Source organism: Acidovorax soli, assembly GCF_014207955.1.
Lineage (GTDB): Bacteria > Pseudomonadota > Gammaproteobacteria > Burkholderiales > Burkholderiaceae_C > Acidovorax > Acidovorax soli_A.
In genome coordinates, this window is record NZ_JACHLK010000031.1 from 13,175 (window position 1) to 31,915 (window position 18,741).

The window sequence follows — 18,741 nt, forward strand, 5'->3', positions numbered from 1 at the left end:
ACTTCCTCCGGTCATATCCCCCTCCCGTTCATGGCAGCGAACTGCATCTCGGCGTTGAGCATCTGCGCGCGGTTGTCGCGGTCGGCCTGGCGGTCGGCCAGCACGGCGCGGGTCTTTTGCACCTCGAAGGCCTGGCGGCGCTGCGCCTCGGCCTGGCCGGTGCGCTCACGGGCGGCGCTGCGTGCGGCGTCCAGCGCCATGCGCTGCTGCGCCAGCTCGCGCTGGGCCAGGCTTTCCTCGCGCCGCAACTGCAGGCGGGCCTTTTCCAGCTCGCCCTCCATGGCGGCCTGCTCGCGCTGCTGGGCCACACGCTCGGCGCCGGGGTCGCCCTTGCCGCCCTGGCCCGGGGGCTGCTGCGCCTCGGCCTGCTGCATGCGCGCAATCTCCTGCTCGGTGGGCAGCACGCGGTCGGGGTCGAGCTTGAAGGCGCGCGCAAACTCGCGCATCAGACGCATCTGGTTGCTGGGCGGCAGGCCCATGGCCTGCGCCGTCTGCATGAAGGCCTGCAGCCGCTGGGCCTGGCCCTCCAGCTCCACCAGCGCGGCAATGCCCAGGGCGCGCACGCGGCTGTCGCCCTTGATCTCGGCCTTCTCGCTGTACTGCATGTTCCAGTCGAAAAAGCGCGTGACCAGCGGGGTCACGATGTCATCGTCCCAGTTGCGCACGGCACGGCGCACCCACAGGTTGGCCGCGTTGTAGGCAATGCTCGCGCCCGTGGCGCTCTGCATGTAGTTGGGCGCCTCGGTGCCCTGCAGAAAGGCCGGCAGCGTGCCCACCTCTTCGATGAGCTGCTTGCTCATGCCGAAGATGGCCTGCAGCTCTTGCAGGCGCGCGTCGATGGCGATGAACTGGATGCCCTGGCGCGCGTCCGATCCCGGGCGCTTGTTGCGCCAGAACTTGCCCGGTGCCATGCGCCAGGAGCCATCCACCGGCTCGATGGCCTGGTCATCCACCACCACCTGGGGCAGCACGCACAGGCCCATGTTGTCGTGCATGGCGCGAAAGGCGCTGTTGGCGCTCTCCTGGTTGTCGCGCACCTCATACGGCATGCCAAAGCCGAAGATGCTGGCCTCGTCCATCTGCCAGGTGAACACGCTGTAGGGGTGCTCGTTGCTGTCCAGCGCATTCAGCGCCGCCTTGAGCACCTCGCCCTGGCTGCCGAACCAGGCCACGCCGGTGTAGGTCTTGAGCGGGTCGTCTTCCACCTGGCAACCGCAGTCGATCAGGTCCTGCGCGCTGATGGGGCCGTGGTACTCCCACACCTCGTAGCGCCGGTCCTTGGCGCCGCTGGCACCGCTGATGGCACGCAGGCGCTCGCGGTAGTTGTTGGTGGGCGTGCCCGGCTCGGCGCCCAGCAGGCGGCGCAGGGCATCGGCATCCACATCGGGCATGTCCTGCAGGTCGGCTGCCTCCTGGCGCGTGAGGTAGTGGCGCTCGAACACGAACTCCGCATCGCGGATGTGCGTGGCGCTCATGTCGGGGAAAAAGTTCCACAGGTCCACCCGCGAGGCCTGCGGCAGCGGCCGGCGCGTGAGCTGCATCAGGTAGGCGCCACCCGCATCCTGCGCCCAGCGCTTGGTGGTGCGGAACATGGGCACCGGCCCCTTGAGCACGCCCGTGCCGTACAGCACCGCATCGTGGATGGCATCGCGCGCATGGCGTGGGTAGCTGCTTTCGGCCAGCTGGTCGTCGATTTCGCGCTGCATGGCGTCGCAGCGCTTGGTGGCCTCGTCCAGCATCTGGCCGATGGACTGCTGCATGTCGCCGGCCATCACCATCGGCCCCTCGGGCGACTGGATGGGCGTGGCCGGCGGCAACTGACCGGCCAGGGCCAGCGCCTCGTCCAGCTCCGGCACCGGCGTGGGCTCGATCACGAAGTTGCGCTCCTCGCTGGGGAACAGCATGTCGAACAGCCGCGCCTCCACCAGCCCGCACAGCCGCCGCGTGAGGGGCACGAAGACGCGGCTGCCGTACTCGCTTTCGTCGCCGAACATGCCCGGGTCGTACTGCCCGTTGAACTGGCGCACATCCTTGTACCAGCGCTCCTCGGTCACCTGGCGCTGCTGCACCTGCTCCTGCGCCAGGGTGAGCAGCCTGCGGCCGAGCGCGCCCACGCGCACGGCGCGTGCCTCTGCTTCGCGGCGCTGCTGCGCGGCGTCGGCCTGGGCCGCCTCGGCCAACAGGGCCAGCGCCTCGTCGGCACCCAGTTCGCCGCTGGCGACCCGTGCGGTGATGCCATCGGCGGCCTGGGTTGGCAGGCCGGCGGCAAGGTCCAGGGGTGGTGGGGAAGGCAGTGGATTGCGCATGCCTCGCAGTGTTGCGGGGCATGGGTGGGCCCACAACGCGCGGCATAAATGCGGACGCGCCTGCCCCTCCCTCGGTAGGGTTTACCGCCCTGCGCGGCAGGGCTACAAACCGTTCCATGTGTTGCCAGATGTGGCGATGCGTGATTCCGGCGTGGCCTCGTCGCGCCATGTCCTTGTTGGCCCTTTGGAACCCCGTGCAGAAGTACCACTTCATCACCGGCCTACCGCGCGCAGGCTCCACCCTGCTGTCCGCGCTGCTGCTGCAGAACCCGCGCTTTCATGCCGGCATGACCAGCCCGGTGGGCGGCCTGGTCACGGCCAACCTGCGCCTGATGAGCGCGGGCGGCGAGCTCTCGCTGCTGATCGACCCGCCCATGCGCAAGCAGATCCTGCGCGGGCTGTTCGACGCGTACTACGGCAGCATCGGCAAGGAGGTGGTCTTCGACACCAACCGCCTGTGGTGCGCCAAGATGCCCCTGGTCGAGGACATGTTCCCCGGGGCGCGGATGATCGCCTGCGTGCGCGACATCCCCTGGATCATGGACAGCATCGAGAACCAGCTGCACAAGAACCCGTTCGAGAACACCAAGCTCTTCGCCAGCGAGGCCGAGCGCCTGACCATCTACAGCCGCATGGCCGCGCTGGCCCGGCACGACCGGCTGATCGGCTTTCCCTGGGCGGCACTCAAGGAGGCCTACTACGGCCCCCACGCCGGCCAGCTGCTGCTGGTGGACTACGACCTGCTGGTGCGCGCGCCCCTCAAGGTGCTGCAGCTCGTTTATGCCTTCATCGGCGAGCCCTGGTTCGACGGCCACGATGTGGACAACGTCGAGTACGACGCGCCGCAGTTCGACGAGGCCATGGGCATGGCCGGCATGCACCAGGTGCACCGCAAGGTGGCGCCGCGCGAGCGCCAGACCCTGCTGCCACCCGACATCTTCGAGAAATACCAGGACATGGCCTTCTGGCGCACCGACACGCGCAGCGCCGCCAGCGTCATCAAACCCACCACGCACTGACCGGCCCCACCGACCGGCCCACGAAAGCCCGCGCATGGCACTCGCCTACACCACTGGCCCGACCCTCTGGTCCTACGCCAACGCCACCGACAACTCCAGCGCCAGCACGGCCCGCTTCGCCGACTTCGATGGCGATGGGGATCTGGACATCTTCATCGGCGTGGAGAAGGCCAGCGGCAACCAGCCCAGCCAGATCTGGATGAACGACGGCGCCGGCAACTTCAGCCTGCACCAGAGCCTGCCCGCGGCGCGCATCGTGCAGTCGTGGCTGGTCAACCTGGACGCCGACCCCGAGCTGGAGCTGGTCACGCGCAGCTACCAGTCGCCCCTGCAGGTCTGGCAGAACAACGGCACGGGCACCTTCACCGCGGGCGGGACCATTGGCAGCAACATCCAGGCCGCAGAGATCGCCGACCTCGATGGCGATGGCGACCTGGATGTGCTGATCGGCATCTTCCAGGGCAACTACGCGGTCTACAAGAACAACGGTGCCGGCGCATTCACCCTGGACTCCAGCCCGGCCAAGGTCTCCGACCCGGTGGCCCTGACGCTGGTGGACCTGGACCGCGACGGCGACAGGGATGCCTTGATCGTCGAAGACAACGCAGTGCGCATCCTGGCCAACAATGGCAGCGGCGGCTTCACCCCGCACAGCAGCTTTGGTGACGCCTTCGGCGGCGCGGCCCTGTCGGCCGAGCTCACGGGCGATGGCCACGCCGACGCCCTGGTCAGTGGTATGAACGGCGCCAGCGCCAACCTCATCCTGTTCCAGAACAACGGCAGCGGCGCCCTGGGCAACCAGCTGCAGGTCTTCACCCGGGCCGAGGCGCCCGGCAGCTTTGCCGACGTGGACGGCGATGGCGACCTCGACGGCCTGGGCCAGAAGATCATGCTCAACAACGGCGCGGGCGCGTTCACTGACTCGGGCGTGGTGCTGCAGGACCCGGCCTACATGTACAACGGCAGCCCGGTGCCCGGCCGGGCCCTGGCGGCGGGCGATGTGGACGGTGATGGCGATGTCGACGTGGCCGTGGCCTTCTACGCCGGCAACTGGACGGTGCCCCTCTACGAGGGGGCCGTCAAGCTCTACCTGAACAACGCCGTGCCCGCCACCAATGCCGACGGCACGCTCACCCCCGGCGCCGGGGTGAGCGAACCCGTGGGCCTGCCCAGTACGGCCGACACCGCAGCCGAGGCGATGGACGTGTTCGACTTCCGCCTTACCGACGGCGGCGGCAGCGACGGCCTGGCGCTGGGGGTGTCGCAGCTCAAGGTGCACACCTCGGGCACGGGCGACTTCAGCAAGGTGACCTGGCGCCTGAGCGGCCCCGACGCCACCAACGTGGTAGGCACCTACAACGCGGGCACCAACGAGATCACGTTCTCGGGCCTGGCCATCTCCGTGGCCCAGGGCGGTAACGAGACCTACCGCATCAGCGCCTTCTTCAACGACCGCAGCGGCCTGGCCAACGGGCAGACCTACCGCCTGTCCATCGACGGCGACACCGATCTCACCCTCAGCCCCGGCGGCAGCCGCATGGCCAGCGGGCAGACGGCGGTGACCAATGGCGCGGGCAGCGCCGTTACCGTGGTCAACGAGGCGCCCACCGACGTCGCGCTCTCGGCCAGCAGCGTGGCCGAGAACACGCCCACGGCCACGCCGCTGGCCATAGGCACCCTGTCCACCACCGACCCCAACGCGGGCGACAGCTTCACCTACAGCATCGTCGGCGGGGCAGACGCGGGCGACTTCGCCCTCAGCGGCAGCACCCTGCAGTTCAAGGCGGGCACCGTGCTCGACTACGAGGCCCAGGCCAGCTACGCCGTCACCGTGCGCAGCACCGATGCGGGCGGCCTGGGCGTGGACAAGGCCTTCACCGTCACGCTGACCAATGTCAACGAGGCGCCCACGCTCGCCATCCCCCTGCCCGACCAGGCCGCACAGGCCACCCAGGTTTTCAACTTCGCCTTCGCCGCCAATGCCTTCGTGGACGTGGACGCCGGCACCACGCTTACCTACACGGCCACGCTCGACGGCGGCGGCGCCTTGCCGGCCTGGCTCACCTTCACCCCCGGCAGCCGCAGCTTCGACGGCACCCCGGCGCCGGGCGATGCAGGCACACTGCAGATCCGCGTCACGGCCAGCGACGGCAGCCTGAGCACCAGCGACACCTTTGCCCTGGTGGTGACGGCCGGCCCCTCGGTCAGCAGCATCGTGCGCACCGGCGCCACGGCGCTGACCAATGCCAGCAGCGTGGACTACACCGTCACCTTCAGCCAGGCCGTGACCGGCGTGGACCCTGCCGACTTCACACTCACCACCACCGGCACCGCCGCGGGCAGCGTGACCGGCATCAGCGGCAGCGGCAGCACCTGGACCCTGACCGCCAGCGGCCTGGGCGGCGACGGCGACCTGCGGCTGGACCTCAAGAACAGCGGCACCGGCATCCAGAACGGCGCGGGCCTGGCCATCACGGGCGGCTACACCGCTGGCGAGGCCTATACGCTGGACACCACCGCCCCCGCCACCCCCAGCGCCGCCACGCTTGGCGCCGCCAGCGACACCGGCAGCAGCCCCAGCGACGGCATCACCGCCGACACCACCCCCACCCTCACGGGCACAGCCGACCCCAGCAGCACCGTGACCCTGTACGACACCGATGGCAGCACCGTGCGCGGCAGCACCACCGCCGACGGTGCGGGCCACTGGTCCATCACCAGCGCACCGCTGGCGGCAGGCGCGCACACCCTGAGCACCAAGGCCTCGGACGCGGCGGGCAATGCCAGCGCAGCCTCGCCGGGCCTGGCGCTCACCATCGATCCCATCGCCCCAGTGCTGGCTTCGGCCACCGTCAATGGCAGCACGCTGGTGCTGACCTACACCGATGCGGGCTCACTCGATGCGGTCAACACCGCTGCCCCCGGCGCCTTCACCGTGATGGTGGGGGCGGTGGCCAATGGGGCCACGGCTGCGGTGGTGAATGCGGCGGCCAAGACCGTGACCCTGACCCTCACCACCCCCGTGGCCCACGACCAGGCGGTGACCGTGGCCTACACCGACCCCACGGCCGGCGACGACGCCAGCGCCCTGCAGGACCTGGCCGGCAACGATGCCGCCACGCTGGCAGCCACGGCCGTGACCAACCACACCCCGGCCGACCCCGGCCCCGTGACCCCGCCCCCCACCACGGTGGACGGCGTACCCGTCACCACCACCCCCGGCCCCGGTGGCTCCACCATCGTCACCATCCCCGTGGTGGTGCCCACCCGCCCCGATACCCCGGGCACCAGCACCCCGCTGGCCGATATCCCCCTGGTCACCTCCCCCAGCGGTTCTCCCATCGTCTCGGTCAGCGTGCCCACCGGCGTGGGCCTGTCGGCCGAGGGGCTGACCACCACCACCACGGGCTCTGCCGCCCTGGCCGAGCTTGGGTTCCGCATCGAGCGCATTGCCGGCGACAACCCCGAGCTGACCAATGCCGGCCAGGTGTTCTATGCCACGCTCGCGCCCAATGAGCCGCTGAGCGTGCAGATCCTCAAGCCCACCATCGGTGCCGGCTATGACGCCTCCCAGCCCCTGGTGATCAATGGCAGCTCCAACGCCGCCGATGGCAAGCAGGCGGTGATCGTGGATGCGCGTGCCCTGCCTTCGGGCACGGTGATCCAGGTGGACAACATCGAGTTCATCGCCGTGGTGGGCAATGTGCGCCTGATCGGCGGGGCCGGCCAGAATGCCGCCAGCGGCGATGGCGCCGCCCAGTGGATCGTGCTGGGCCCCGATGACGATGTGATCCATGGCGGTGGCGGCAATGACACCGTGGGCAGCGAGGCCGGCGATGACCAGGTCTATGGCGATGCCGGGGACGACACCGTGTTTGGCGGTGCGGGCAATGACCTGCTCTCGGGTGGAACCGGCAGCGACAAACTCAATGGCGGCACGGGCTTTGATGTGGCGATCCAGGAGGGGGCGCGCAGCGACTACACCGTGGTTCTCGAAGGGGCGGGCATCAAGCTGACCCATACCGCCAGTGGCGTGTCCGACTGGCTGGTGGATGTGGAGCAGGTGCGCTTTGCGACCGGCCCGAGTCTCACGGTGGCGCACAGTGCGGCCGAGGAGGCCGGGGCCTATCTGTTCCAGAAGTGGCTGGGGCGTGATCTCACGCAAAGCGAGGGTGCCATCATCCAGAGCCTCACCGGCAAGACGGCGCTGGAGGTGGCAACCTTGTTCGCCCAGGTGTTCCCCACGCAGACCGCGGGCAAGACGGCAGCCCAACTCCTGGAGGGCATGGCCGGTGCAGGCGCCATCCGCGTGGATGCCATCCGCGAGGTCACGGTGACCGGCGATGCGGGCCATAACACCATCAGCCCGACCCTGGGCCTGGCACGGTATGTGGATGGCGGTGCGGGCACCGATACGGTGGTGATCCCGGCCAGCCTGGCGCAGACCCATGTGCAGCACAACGCCAATGGATCCTTCACCCTGCAGCGCATGACCGATGGGGCCATGCTGGACGTGACACGGGTCGAGCGCGTGAGCTTCAGCGATACCAAGCTGGCGCTGGACCTCAATGGCAATGCGGGCCAGGCGGCCAAGCTGCTGGGGGCCCTGGCCGGCCCGGGCATTCTGGCCAACAAGGGCATCGTGGGCGAGGTGATCCGCCTGCTCGATGCCGGGGCCAGCAGCCAGACCATTGCGGGCCTGGGGTTGCAGCTGCTGGGTGCCAACACCCCCACCCAGGTCGCGCAGACGCTGTGGACCAACGTTACGGGCCGGGCGGGCACGGATGGCGAGCTCAAGATCCTCACCGACCTCATGGCCGGGGGCACCAGTGCGGCCGAGCTGGTGGTGATGGCGGCCAATCTGGAGGCGACGGCCGTGCGCATTGACCTGGTGGGACTGGCGGCGAAGGGCTTGGAATTCGCCTGACGGCGAAGGGCTTGGAATTCGCCTGATGGGCAAGGGCCGTCGATCCAGGCACCCACAGCAAGAAACACTTCGTTTGCCGCGCGCTTTCTGGTAAAAAAGAGCTTCCGCGGCCGCTCGCGTCCTGGGCTTGGCCCCGGGCACTGGTGATGCGCTGCGCCCCGAGCCGGATGCCTGCGTGGGCATCCGGTCCCCGATGGAGTTCCTGGAGATCTGCTGTCGCAGGGACCCGGTCTCCTCGCCGCCAGAACGAGGATGCAACCAGCATGGCCTACCTTATGGACGACATCACCCCTCCCGCAAACGCGCACAGCCCCTTGCAAGTGGTCTTCATCTTCAACGACCTGCATGATGGAGCGGCGCTGGCCACAGCCGCCCCCGAGGGCGCCGAGGTCGTGGTGCTCGATGGCATGCGCGACGGCCTGGCGCAGATGGCGGCCCACCTGCAGGGACGCAGCGACATCGGTGCCCTGCATGTGCTCTCCCACGGCAGCCAGGGCCGCCTGCACTGGGGCACCACGGTGCTGGATGCCGGCAACGCCACCGTGCATGCCGACCTGCTGCGCGCCATCGGCAGCGCGCTCGCCGACGATGGCGATGTGCTGCTCTATGGCTGCCACAGCGGCGCGGGCAGGCAGGGGGCCGACTTGCTGCGCAGCCTGTCCGGGCTGTTCGGGGCCAATGTGGCGGCGTCCACCAACCTCACCGGCTCGCCACAGCTGGGCGGTGACTGGGTGCTCGGGCGGCACCAGGGTAGCGTCCACACCCCTGCGCTGGTGGGCCCTGACGCCTATGCCGGGGTGCTGGCCGCGCCCGCGGACGAAAACTACGATACCAATGCAGGCGCCAGCTTCTCGGCCAACACCTTCACGCTGGATGGCATCAAGTACACGATCACGGGCACCGGCAGCTACACCAACGTTGTTTCCAACAGCAGCGCCTTGTCAGGGCTCGGCAACAACGCCGGCGACTACTTTCTCCTCTTCGACCAGACCGGCGCCCTGGGGATCTCCAGCATCAAGGTGGAGGCGGCCGATGGCAGTGCATTCCGGCTGAACAACCTGAGCTTCAGTGCCACGGCAACCGCCAATGTCACCCTGACCCCCAATGGCGGGGTCGCCCTGAGCTACCCCAGCAATGGCACGCCCCTGCTGCAGCAGAACGTGAGCACCTCGGGCAATACCGAGTTCCAGAACATCACCAGTTTCACCATCGCTGGCGCCGGCCTCAAACTGGCCCTCGATGATCTGGACTTCGAACCTGCGGTCGCAGCGGCCTCGGCCATCACCAGCGCCACCTACAACGCATCGACCGGGGTGCTGTCCGTCACCGGCACCAACCTTGCCAGCGGTGGCAATGTCGATGTCGGCAAGCTCGCCCTCACCGGCCAGGGCGGCATCAGCTACACGCTGACCAGCGGCAACGTCAACGCTAGCAGTGCCACGGCCTTCTCGGTCACGCTCAACGATGCGGACAAGCTCAGCGTCAACGGCCTGCTCAACAACAACGGCCTCGCGGCAGTGGACACCGGCATCTACAACCTGGCGGCCGCCGCGGGCTGGCAGTCGGGAGCCTCGGCCGACACCACCGGCAACGCCGTCACCGCCAGCAACGTCACCGCGCCCACCATCACCAGCGCCACCTACGACACCAGCACCCAGGTCCTCACGGTCACGGGCACCAACCTGGTCAAGACCGACGGCCCCACCAACGATGTCACGGTCAACAAGCTGACCATCACCGGCCAAGGGGGCGGCACCCGCGTGCTGTCCACTTCGGGCAACGTCGAGGTCATCTCGGCCACCAGCTTTTCCGTGACCCTCTCGGGGGCCGACGTCGCTGCGGTGGCAGCGCTGCTCAACAAGGGTGGAACCACCTCCACGGGCGGTACCGTCTACAACCTGGCCGCGGCCGACGACTGGAACAGCGTGGTCACGGGCGGCAACACCGCCGACCTCACGGGCAATGGCATCACGGTCTTCATCCCTGGGCCAGCACCCACCATCACCAGCGCCACCTACGACGCCACCAGCGGCGCCCTGGTGGTCACCGGCACCGGCTTCAGCAATTTGGCGGGGGCCGCCAACGACATCGTCGCCAACAAGTTCACCTTGACCGGCGAGGGTGGCGCAAGCCACACGCTGACCACCACCGACAATGTGGAGATCACCAGCGCCACCACCTTCACACTGACACTGAGCGCGGCCGACTGGAGCGCCGTGAACACGCTGCTCAACAAGAACGGCACCAGCTCGACCAGCGCCACCACCTACAACCTGGCCGCGGCCGAAGACTGGGCCGCCGGCGCAGCACCTGCCGCAGTGGTGGCCGACCTGACGGGCAATGCCATCACCGTGAGCAACGTCGTCGCGCCCGCCGTCACCAGCGCCACCTATGATGCGGGCACCGGGGTGCTGGTGGTCACAGGCACCCGTCTGCTGACCAAGGCTGGCACGGCCAACGACATTGTGGCCAACAAGCTCACCTTCACCGGCAAGGCCGGTGGCACCTACGTGCTGACCGACACTGCCAACGTGGACATCACCAGCGCCACCCGCTTCACCCTGACGCTGAGCGCCACCGACAAGGCCGCCGTGAACCTGCTGCTGGACAAGGCCGGAACCAGCGCCACCGACCGCACCACCTACAACATTGCCTTTGCCGAGGACTGGAACGCCGGTGCCGATGCGGCAGTGGTGATTGCCGACCTCACCGGCAACGCGGTCACGGTCTCGGGCACGCCTGCCCCATCCACGACCGTGGATGGAACGCCTGTCATCGTCACCACGGCACCCGATGGCACCACCACCACGACGGTGCCAGTGATTGCCAGCAACCGCCCCGACACGCCCGGTTCGGGCACAGCGCTGGCCGACATCCCCATCGTCAAGGCAACTGACGGCCACGCCCTCGTGTCCGTCAGCCTGCCCACGGGCGTGGGCATCACGGCAGAGGGGCAAGCCACAGGCTCCACGGGCTCAGCCGCACAGGCCGAGTTGCTGCGGCGCATCGACTCCGCGGCGGGCAACAACTCCGAACTGGGCACCCAGGCGCAGAGCTTCCTGGCCACACTGGGCGCCAGCGAATCCCTGGTGGTGCAGACCATCAAGCCCACGACCGGCACCGGCTTCAATCCCGCTGTGCCGCTGGTGATCAACGGCAGCGCCCTGGCGGACGACGGCAAGCAGGCCATCGTCGTCGACGCGCGCGCACTGCCCGCGGGCGCCGTGGTGCAGGTGGACAACGCGGAGTTCGTGGCCGTCGTCGGCGCCGTGCGCATCATCGGCGGTGCCGGCCAGAACATGGCCGCCGGCGATGGCACCGCCCAGTGGATCGTGCTCGGCCCGGGCAATGACACCATCCACGGTGGTGATGGCGACGACACCGTGGGCAGCGAAGCCGGAGATGACCAGGTCTACGGCGACGCAGGCGATGACATCGTGTTCGGCGGTGCGGGCAATGACCTGCTGTCGGGTGGGACCGGAAGCGACAAGCTCAACGGGGGATCCGGCTTCGACGTCGCCATCCAGGAAGGCGCGCGCACCGACTACACCGTAACGCTGGATGGTGCAGGCATCAAGCTGACCCATACCGCATCGGGTGTCTCCGATTGGCTGGTCGATGTGGAGCAGGTGCGCTTTGCCACAGGCCCCAGCCTCACCGTGGCCCACAGCGCCGCCGAAGAGGCGGCGGCCTACCTGTTCCAGAAGTGGCTGGGGCGCGACCTCACGCAGGGCGAGGGCGCCATCATCCAGCCCTTCACCACCACCTCGGCGACCGAGGTGGCCACCTTGTTTGCGCAGTTCTTCCCGCAGCAAAGCGCGGGCAAGACGCCAGCGCAGTTGCTGGAGGGCATGGCCAGTGCGGGAGCCATGCGCGTGGATGCCATCCGCGATGTGACCGTCACGGGCAATGCCGGCAACAACACCATCAGCCCGACCTTGGGCCTGGCACGCTTCGTGGATGGCGGCGCGGGCACCGATACCGTCGTGATCCCGGCCACGCTGGGCCAGTCCCACGTGCAGCAAAACGCCAACGGTGGTTACACCCTGCAGCGCCTGACCGATGGGGCCATGCTCGACATGACGCGGGTTGAACGCGTCAGCTTCAGCGACACCAAGCTGGCCCTGGACCTGAACGGCAACGCCGGCCAGGCCGCCAAGCTGCTCGGAGCCTTGGGCGGCCCGGCCCTGCTGGCCAACAAGGGCGTGGTGGGCGAGGTGATCCGCCTGCTCGATGCCGGCGCCACCAGCCAGACCATCGCGGGCATCGGCCTGCAGTTGCTGGGCGCGCAAACGCCCAACCAGGTGGCGCAGTTGCTGTGGACCAACATCATGGGCCGCACAGGCTCGCAGGCCGAACTCAAGCCCCTGGTGGACCTGATAGGCAGCGGGGTCTCGTTCAACGAGGTGGTGGTGCTGGCCGCCAACCTGGATGTGACGGCGGCGCGCATCGACCTGGTGGGGCTGTCGGCCAAGGGGCTGGAGTTCACCTGACGGCCAGGGCCTTTTGACACCAATCTCGGGGTCGCCGAAATTAGTGCCAACAGGCCCTCGCCCTCCTGCACCAAGGCCCGCGCATGCGGGCCTTTTTCTTTCTGCAAGACCTACTCGCGGGCTCAGGCGCCCGGCTTCACGGGCAGCAGCACGGCCGTCGCATTGCCCGGCGCCCGGCCCACGGCGTTGAACTGCCGCTGGTAGCTCTGCACCAGCTGCATCAGTTCCGAACACGCGGGCCACTCCGCACCACTGGGCGTGTTCCAGCCCGCCACAGCCCAGTTGCAGCCGCTCGCATCGCGCTCGGGCAGTGCGATGAGGCGCGGCTCCGCCAAGCCGAGTGTCTGCTGCTGGTGCACCGCCTGTGCAATCAGCGATCGGAGTTGCTCGAAGGTCTTGAGTTGGCGGTTCATGGTCGGGCCGTGGTGGTAGAGGGAATCCGCCATTGTCATGAGCCCACCTCAAAATTGTCAAAACAAACCATCAATTGTTCATAGACAATTCCCACCAGCAACTGCACCGCGACGGACACCCACGCTGCGCCAGCAGTCCCTGCTGCAGCTGCACCGACAGCAGCCCACGGTTCCCGCGTCCCCCATCCCGACCGCAGCACCTCCCCCGAGCACACCGCTCCACGCCGCGCGCGCCCCCGAATACCGCCAAACGTCCTGGTCCTCAAATGCATTGCTATTGTCTATGTACAAACAATCATCTTATTTGACAATTTTTGATTGAAATTCGAGACTGCATGCACCGCCACACAGAGCCCATGCAGCCATGAACCGATTGACCGACACCACCCGCTACGCCGACGCCCAGAGCCAGTTCTCCAGCGAGAAGCTGTGGGATCTTTTCGATGGGGACCGCCAGTCCTTCAACATTGCCCACGAGTGCGTGGACCGCCATGCCGGCCAGGGCCACGATGCGGTGATCGTCTGCCGCGCAGACGGCGTGGATGAAAAAATCAGCTTCGACGAGCTCGCACGCGATTCCTCGCGCTTTGCCCATTGGCTCGAAGCCCGGGGCGTGGCCCGCGGCGAGCGCGTGGCCATCATGCTGGAGCCCTCGCGCGAGTTCTACACGGCCATGTTCGGCGTGATCAAGCGCGGCGCCATCGCCGTGCCGCTGTTCACCCTGTTCGGGCCCGATGGGGTGCGCCTGCGTGTGGGCGACTGCCAACCCGCCCTGCTGGTCACCAACGAAGACAAGCGCGCCGTGGCTGCCGGCCTGGGCGGCAGCACGCCGTTCGAGGTGTTCGACGGAGATCTTTGGCAACAGCTGGCCGCGCTGCCCGCGCGGTACCAGGTGCACTCCGCACCCGATGACCTGGCGGTGTTCCAGTACACCTCGGGCACCACGCGCGAGCTGCCCGAAGCCGTGAAGCACACGCACAAGGCCCTGGTCACGCTGATGGTGGCTGCGCTCTACGGCACGGGGCTGCGCCCGGGCGACCGTTTCATGTGCCCCTCGTCTCCCGCTTGGGGCCATGGCCTGTGGCATGGCACGCTGGCGCCGCTGGCACTGGGGCTCACGGTGGGCGCGTACAGCGGCCGCTTCAACCCCGAGCGCCTGCTGGCCGCGCTGTCGGCCCACCGTTTCACCAACATGTCGGCCGCCGCCACGCACTACCGCATGATGAAGAACTGCGGCAAGGCGGGCGAGCATGCCTACCACTTCGAGAAACTGTCGTTCACCGGCGAGCCCATCGACGATGACACGGCCGACTTCGTGCAGCAGCAGTTCGGCCTGCCGGTGTGCAGCATGTACGGCACGACCGAGATCGGCGTGGTGCTGGCCAGCTACCCGGGCGCAGCGGACTTCCCGGTCAAGCGCGGCTCGCTGGGCAAGGCCGTGCCGGGCACCGTGGTCGAGGTGCATGACGCCGAGGGCCAGGTCTGCCCGCCCGGCGTGACCGGCCAGCTCATGGTGCTGCGCCGCGGCCAGTGGGTGCCCACCAAGGACCTGGGCCGCACCGATGAAGACGGCTACTTCTACCACGGCGGCCGGGCCGACGACGTGATCATCTCGGCCGGCTGGACCATGAGCGCGGTGGAGATCGAGAACGTGATCCTCATGCACGAGGACGTGCTCGAGGCCGCCGTCATCGGTGTGCCCGACGCGATCCGCGGCCAGGTGGTCAAGGCCTTCATCGTGTCGGACCGCGCGCGCAGCGATGCCTTCATCGACGAGGTGCAGACCCTCGTCAAGACCAAGCTCAGCCAGCACGAGTACCCGCGCCACATCGCCCTGGTGCCCGAACTGCCCAAGACCCCCGCCGGCAAGGTGCACCGCAAGGTGCTGCGCGAGCGCGAGGCCGCCGCGCTGGCAGAAGCGGCGGCGCACTGATTCCCCTTCCCCCCTTCCCTTTCCCCTTTCCATTTCAACCACCCGCAGAAAAAAGGAGACACACCATGTCCACCGAAACCCAACGCACCTTCCCCAAGATCACCGACAGCGGCCTCGATGAGCTGCGCCAGCGCATCGGCGTGAAGATCGGCCAGACGGCCGAACCCTGGTGCTACGAGGCCACGCGCGACAACATCCGCCACTACGCCCACGGCATTGGCGACGACAACCCGCTGTGGTGCGACCCCGACTACGCGGCCAAGAGCCACTACGGCGGCATCGTGGCGCTGCCCAGCTTTCTGTTTTCCACCAGCCGCATCGTCTCGGGCTATGTGGGCGGCCTGCCGGGCGTGCACGCCATGTGGTCGGGGGCCGACTGGACCTGGCACAAGGAGGTGCGGCGCAACGACGTGATCTCCACCGAGGCGTACCTGAAGGACCTGGTCGAGCACCAGACCCGCTTTGCCGGCCGCGCCATCCAGCAGATCTACCACGTGGACTTCTTCAACCAAAGCGGCGACAAGGTGGCCGAGGCCGACAGCTGGTGCTTCCGTACCGAGCGCGACCATGCGCGCGAGAACGGCACCAAGTACCGCGAGGTGCGTGAGCGCGGCGTGCGCCGCTACACCGACGAGGAGCTGGGCGAGGCCTACAAGCTCTACCGCGACGAAGAGGTGCGTGGCGCCGTGCCGCGCTACTGGGAAGACGTGAACGTGGGCGACGAGCTGCCCACCATGTTCAAGGGCCCGATGACGGTGACCGGCTTTGTCGCCTACGCGCAGGGCTGGGGCGGCCTGTACATCCGCGCCAACAAGCTGGCCTGGAAGCTCATCGACGCGCACCCGGGCGTGGGCATCAAGAACCGCTTCGGCATTCCCGACGTGCCCGAGCGCGTGCACTGGGAAGAAGACTTCGCCCTCGAAGTCGGCGCCCCCGGCGCTTATGACTACGGCCCCGAGCGCACCTCGTGGATGACGCACCACCTCACCAACTGGATGGGCGACACCGGCTTTCTGCACAAGGCCAGCTGCAAGGTGCGCCGCCACAACCCCGAGGGCGACATGGTGTTCATCAAGGGCAAGGTGGTGCGCAAGTTCGTCGAGAACGGCAAGCACCTGGTGGAGATCGCACAGGAGGCGCAGAACCAGGACGGCGAGCAGTCCGCCGTGGGCGGCGGCATCGTGGTGCTGCCCAGCCGCGGGTGAGCAGCGCCATGGCAACCACCCCTGGCGCCACCGCGCTCGGGGGCCTGCGCGTCGTGGACCTGACGCGCGTGCTCGCAGGCCCCCTGTGCACCCAGATGCTGTCGGACAACGGCGCCCAGGTCGTCAAGATCGAGCCGCCGGGCGGCGACGAAACCCGCCACCTGGGCCCGCCCTACGACGCCATGGGCCACAGCGCCTACTTTGCCGCGCTCAACCGCGGCAAGAAGGCCCTGGCCCTGGACCTGGCACAGCCCGAGGCACAGGAGGTGCTGCACCGCCTGCTGGCCGACGCCGATGTGCTGGTAGAAAATTTTCTGCCCGGCACCATGGAGAAATGGGGCCTGGGCTACGAGCAGGCCCTGGCCGCGCGCTACCCGCGGCTCGTCTACTGCGCCATCTCGGGCTTTGGCCGCGACGGCCCGCTGGGCGGCCTGCCGGGGTACGACGCGGTGCTGCAGGCGCAGTGCGGGCTGATGAGCATCAACGGCGAATCGGCGAGCGGCGCCACGCGCATGGGCATCCCCATCGTGGACCACCTCACGGGCTACGTCGCGCTCACCGGCATCCTCATGGCGCTGTGCAGCCGCCAGGCCAGCGGCCAGGGCCAGCGCGTGGAGGCCACGCTGTACGACACCGCATTGAGCCTGCTGCTGCCCCATGCGTCGAACTGGTTCGCATCGCACCAGGCGCCGGGCCTGCTGGGCAGCGCCCACCCCAACATCGCGCCGTACGACAAGTTCCGCGCGCGCGATGGCCATGTGTTCATCGGCATCCTCAACGACGGCCAGTTCAGGCGCTTCAGCGCGCACATCGGCCAGCCGGGCCTGCCGGGCGACGCGCGCTTTCGCAGCAATGCCGAGCGCCTGGCGCACCGGCCGGCGCTCAAGGCCATCATCGAGGCGGCCATTGCCGATGCCGATTGCGAGCCCCTGTGCGAAGCGCTGATGCGCGTGGGCGTGCCCGCCGGCGTGGTGAACGACGTGCCCCGGGCCCTGGCCCAGGCGCACTGCGCGCACCGCGGCATGGTCATACAGCAAGAGGGCTTCACGGCCCTGCGCGCGCCCATGCGCCTGTACGGCACGCCGGCCTCGCCGGGCGCGCCGCCACCCGGGTTCAGCCAGCACGCCGACGAGGTGCTGGCCGGTCTCGGATTCAACGCAACAGAGAGGAACGACTTCTACGAGCGCGGTATCGCCCGCGCGCACGCCCCCTCTTCTGTCTGACCTGCAGAATACAACCACAAGGAGACAAGCATGCGAACCACCCTCGCTGCCAACATCACGACTGCTGCCAGTGTGCTATTGCTGACCGCTGTGCCCGCTGCATCCCACGCGCAGGCCTCGGCCTCATCGCCCCCTTACCCCACCAAGCCCATCCGCATCATCGTGGCGTATGCCGCCGGCCAGGGCACCGATGTGGCCACCCGGCTGCTGGGCGAACAGCTCGCACGCGAGCTGGGCCAGCCCATCGTGGTGGAGAACAAGGCCGGCGCGGGCGGCATCCTGGGCACCGAACTGGCCGCCCAGGCCCCGGGCGACGGCTACACGCTGACCATGGGCACCAACGCCACGCACGTGCTCAACCAGTTCCTTTACCCCAAGATGCCGTTTGACCCGGTGAAGGACTTCGAGCCCATCGCCATGGTAGGCACCTTCCCCATGGTGCTGGCCGCCGGCGCCGCCACGCCCTACCGCACGGTGGGCGACGTGCTCGACGCCGTCAAGCGCACCCCCGGCTCGGCCGACATCGCCATGCCCAGCACCTCGGCGCGCCTGGTGGTCGAGTTTTTGAAGGAGCGCTCGGGCGTGCCGCTCTTCGGTATCCCGTACAAGGGCTCGGGCAGCGCCATGACCGACGTACTGGGCGGCCAGCTGTCCGTGACCATCGACACGCCCCTGGCCCTGCGCCCCCACCTGGCGGCCGGCAAGCTGCGCGCCCTGGGCGTGACCTCGGGCACCGCCAGCAGCCTGGTGCCGGGCGTCAAGCCCGTGGCCGAGCAGGGCCACGCGGGTTTTGAGTTCGTGGCCTGGAATGCCTTGTATGCGCCCAAGGGGACGCCTGTGGAGGTCACCAAGGTGCTGAATGCCGCCGTCAACAAGGTGCTGGGCAAGCCGGAGGTACGGCAGCGCTTGTTGGACCTGGGGTTTGAGCCGGCGGGGGGGAGTGCTGCCTATCTGGGGGTGTTTGCGAAGAAGGAGCGGGAAAGGTGGGGGCCGGTGATCAAGGCGGCTGGGATCAGGGCGGATCAGTAGTTTTTTGTTTTTTTGAGGCGGTGCTGGCTTCTGTTTCTTTGCCGAGGGCGGAGGCCGGGTCTCGGCCCGGCGGCCGAGGTACTTGTTCTTTGCTTCGCTGTATAGACCGGGGACATGGTGAACAGGTGTGCGAGGACATGGTGAACACTTTGGGCGAACTTTCGCCGGAGGTCCCCATGCCATGGAAGGCTCG

The 18,741-nt window shown here is 68.3% G+C and carries 9 protein-coding genes; 7 read left to right on the plus strand and 2 right to left on the minus strand.

What is annotated here, in order from left to right; translation table 11 throughout:
• Positions 1-11 precede the first annotated feature (11 nt).
• Complete coding sequence (locus HNP48_RS34240; RefSeq protein WP_184865943.1) at positions 12-2,306, minus strand: hypothetical protein; 2,295 nt, start codon at positions 2,304-2,306, stop codon at positions 12-14.
• A gap of 167 nt (positions 2,307-2,473) precedes the next feature.
• On the opposite strand from HNP48_RS34240, the gene HNP48_RS34245 reads away from it, so the two are divergent.
• The 3 genes from HNP48_RS34245 (at position 2,474) to HNP48_RS34255 (ending at position 12,745) form a co-directional block, all read left to right on the plus strand.
• Positions 2,474-3,325, plus strand: coding sequence for a sulfotransferase (locus tag HNP48_RS34245; RefSeq protein ID WP_184865945.1), 852 nt, complete (start codon positions 2,474-2,476; stop codon positions 3,323-3,325).
• 34 nt (positions 3,326-3,359) lie between these two features.
• The gene (locus tag HNP48_RS34250) at positions 3,360-8,252 is read left to right on the plus strand and encodes an FG-GAP-like repeat-containing protein (protein ID WP_184865947.1); all 4,893 of its coding nucleotides are present in this window, start codon (positions 3,360-3,362) and stop codon (positions 8,250-8,252) included.
• 263 nt (positions 8,253-8,515) lie between these two features.
• Entirely contained in the window at positions 8,516-12,745 is a 4,230-nt protein-coding gene (locus HNP48_RS34255; RefSeq protein ID WP_184865949.1) for a DUF4347 domain-containing protein, read from the plus strand.
• A 122-nt stretch (positions 12,746-12,867) separates the two neighbouring features.
• Here the strand turns inward: HNP48_RS34255 and HNP48_RS34260 are convergent, their stop codons facing one another.
• Positions 12,868-13,158 carry a hypothetical protein gene (locus tag HNP48_RS34260; protein WP_184865951.1) on the minus strand — a complete coding sequence of 97 codons (291 nt, stop codon included), beginning with the start codon at positions 13,156-13,158 and terminating at the stop codon, positions 12,868-12,870.
• A gap of 364 nt (positions 13,159-13,522) precedes the next feature.
• Between HNP48_RS34260 and HNP48_RS34265 the strand changes: the two genes are divergently transcribed.
• The 4 genes from HNP48_RS34265 to HNP48_RS34280 all read left to right on the plus strand — a co-directional run bounded on the left by HNP48_RS34265 (position 13,523) and on the right by HNP48_RS34280 (position 18,548).
• The gene (locus HNP48_RS34265) at positions 13,523-15,091 is read left to right on the plus strand and encodes an acyl-CoA synthetase (RefSeq protein WP_184865953.1); all 1,569 of its coding nucleotides are present in this window, start codon (positions 13,523-13,525) and stop codon (positions 15,089-15,091) included.
• 65 nt (positions 15,092-15,156) lie between these two features.
• Positions 15,157-16,296: a MaoC family dehydratase N-terminal domain-containing protein gene (locus tag HNP48_RS34270; RefSeq protein ID WP_184865955.1), complete on the plus strand. Its 1,140-nt coding sequence runs from the start codon at positions 15,157-15,159 to the stop codon at positions 16,294-16,296.
• An 8-nt stretch (positions 16,297-16,304) separates the two neighbouring features.
• Entirely contained in the window at positions 16,305-17,519 is a 1,215-nt protein-coding gene (locus HNP48_RS34275) for a CaiB/BaiF CoA-transferase family protein (protein ID WP_184865957.1), read from the plus strand.
• Positions 17,520-17,549: 30 nt separating this feature from the next.
• Positions 17,550-18,548: a tripartite tricarboxylate transporter substrate binding protein gene (locus HNP48_RS34280; protein WP_184865959.1), complete on the plus strand. Its 999-nt coding sequence runs from the start codon at positions 17,550-17,552 to the stop codon at positions 18,546-18,548.
• Positions 18,549-18,741 lie beyond the last annotated feature (193 nt).

Excerpts from the sequence above, each read along its gene's own strand:
- HNP48_RS34240 (WP_184865943.1), bottom strand. The coding sequence starts at position 2,306 with ATGCGCAATCCACTGCCTTCCCCACCACCCCTGGACCTTGCCGCCGGC.
- HNP48_RS34245 (WP_184865945.1), top strand. The coding sequence starts at position 2,474 with ATGTCCTTGTTGGCCCTTTGGAACCCCGTGCAGAAGTACCACTTCATC.
- HNP48_RS34250 (WP_184865947.1), top strand. The coding sequence starts at position 3,360 with ATGGCACTCGCCTACACCACTGGCCCGACCCTCTGGTCCTACGCCAAC.
- HNP48_RS34255 (WP_184865949.1), top strand. The coding sequence starts at position 8,516 with ATGGCCTACCTTATGGACGACATCACCCCTCCCGCAAACGCGCACAGC.
- HNP48_RS34260 (WP_184865951.1), bottom strand. The coding sequence starts at position 13,158 with ATGAACCGCCAACTCAAGACCTTCGAGCAACTCCGATCGCTGATTGCA.
- HNP48_RS34265 (WP_184865953.1), top strand. The coding sequence starts at position 13,523 with ATGAACCGATTGACCGACACCACCCGCTACGCCGACGCCCAGAGCCAG.
- HNP48_RS34270 (WP_184865955.1), top strand. The coding sequence starts at position 15,157 with ATGTCCACCGAAACCCAACGCACCTTCCCCAAGATCACCGACAGCGGC.
- HNP48_RS34275 (WP_184865957.1), top strand. The coding sequence starts at position 16,305 with ATGGCAACCACCCCTGGCGCCACCGCGCTCGGGGGCCTGCGCGTCGTG.
- HNP48_RS34280 (WP_184865959.1), top strand. The coding sequence starts at position 17,550 with ATGCGAACCACCCTCGCTGCCAACATCACGACTGCTGCCAGTGTGCTA.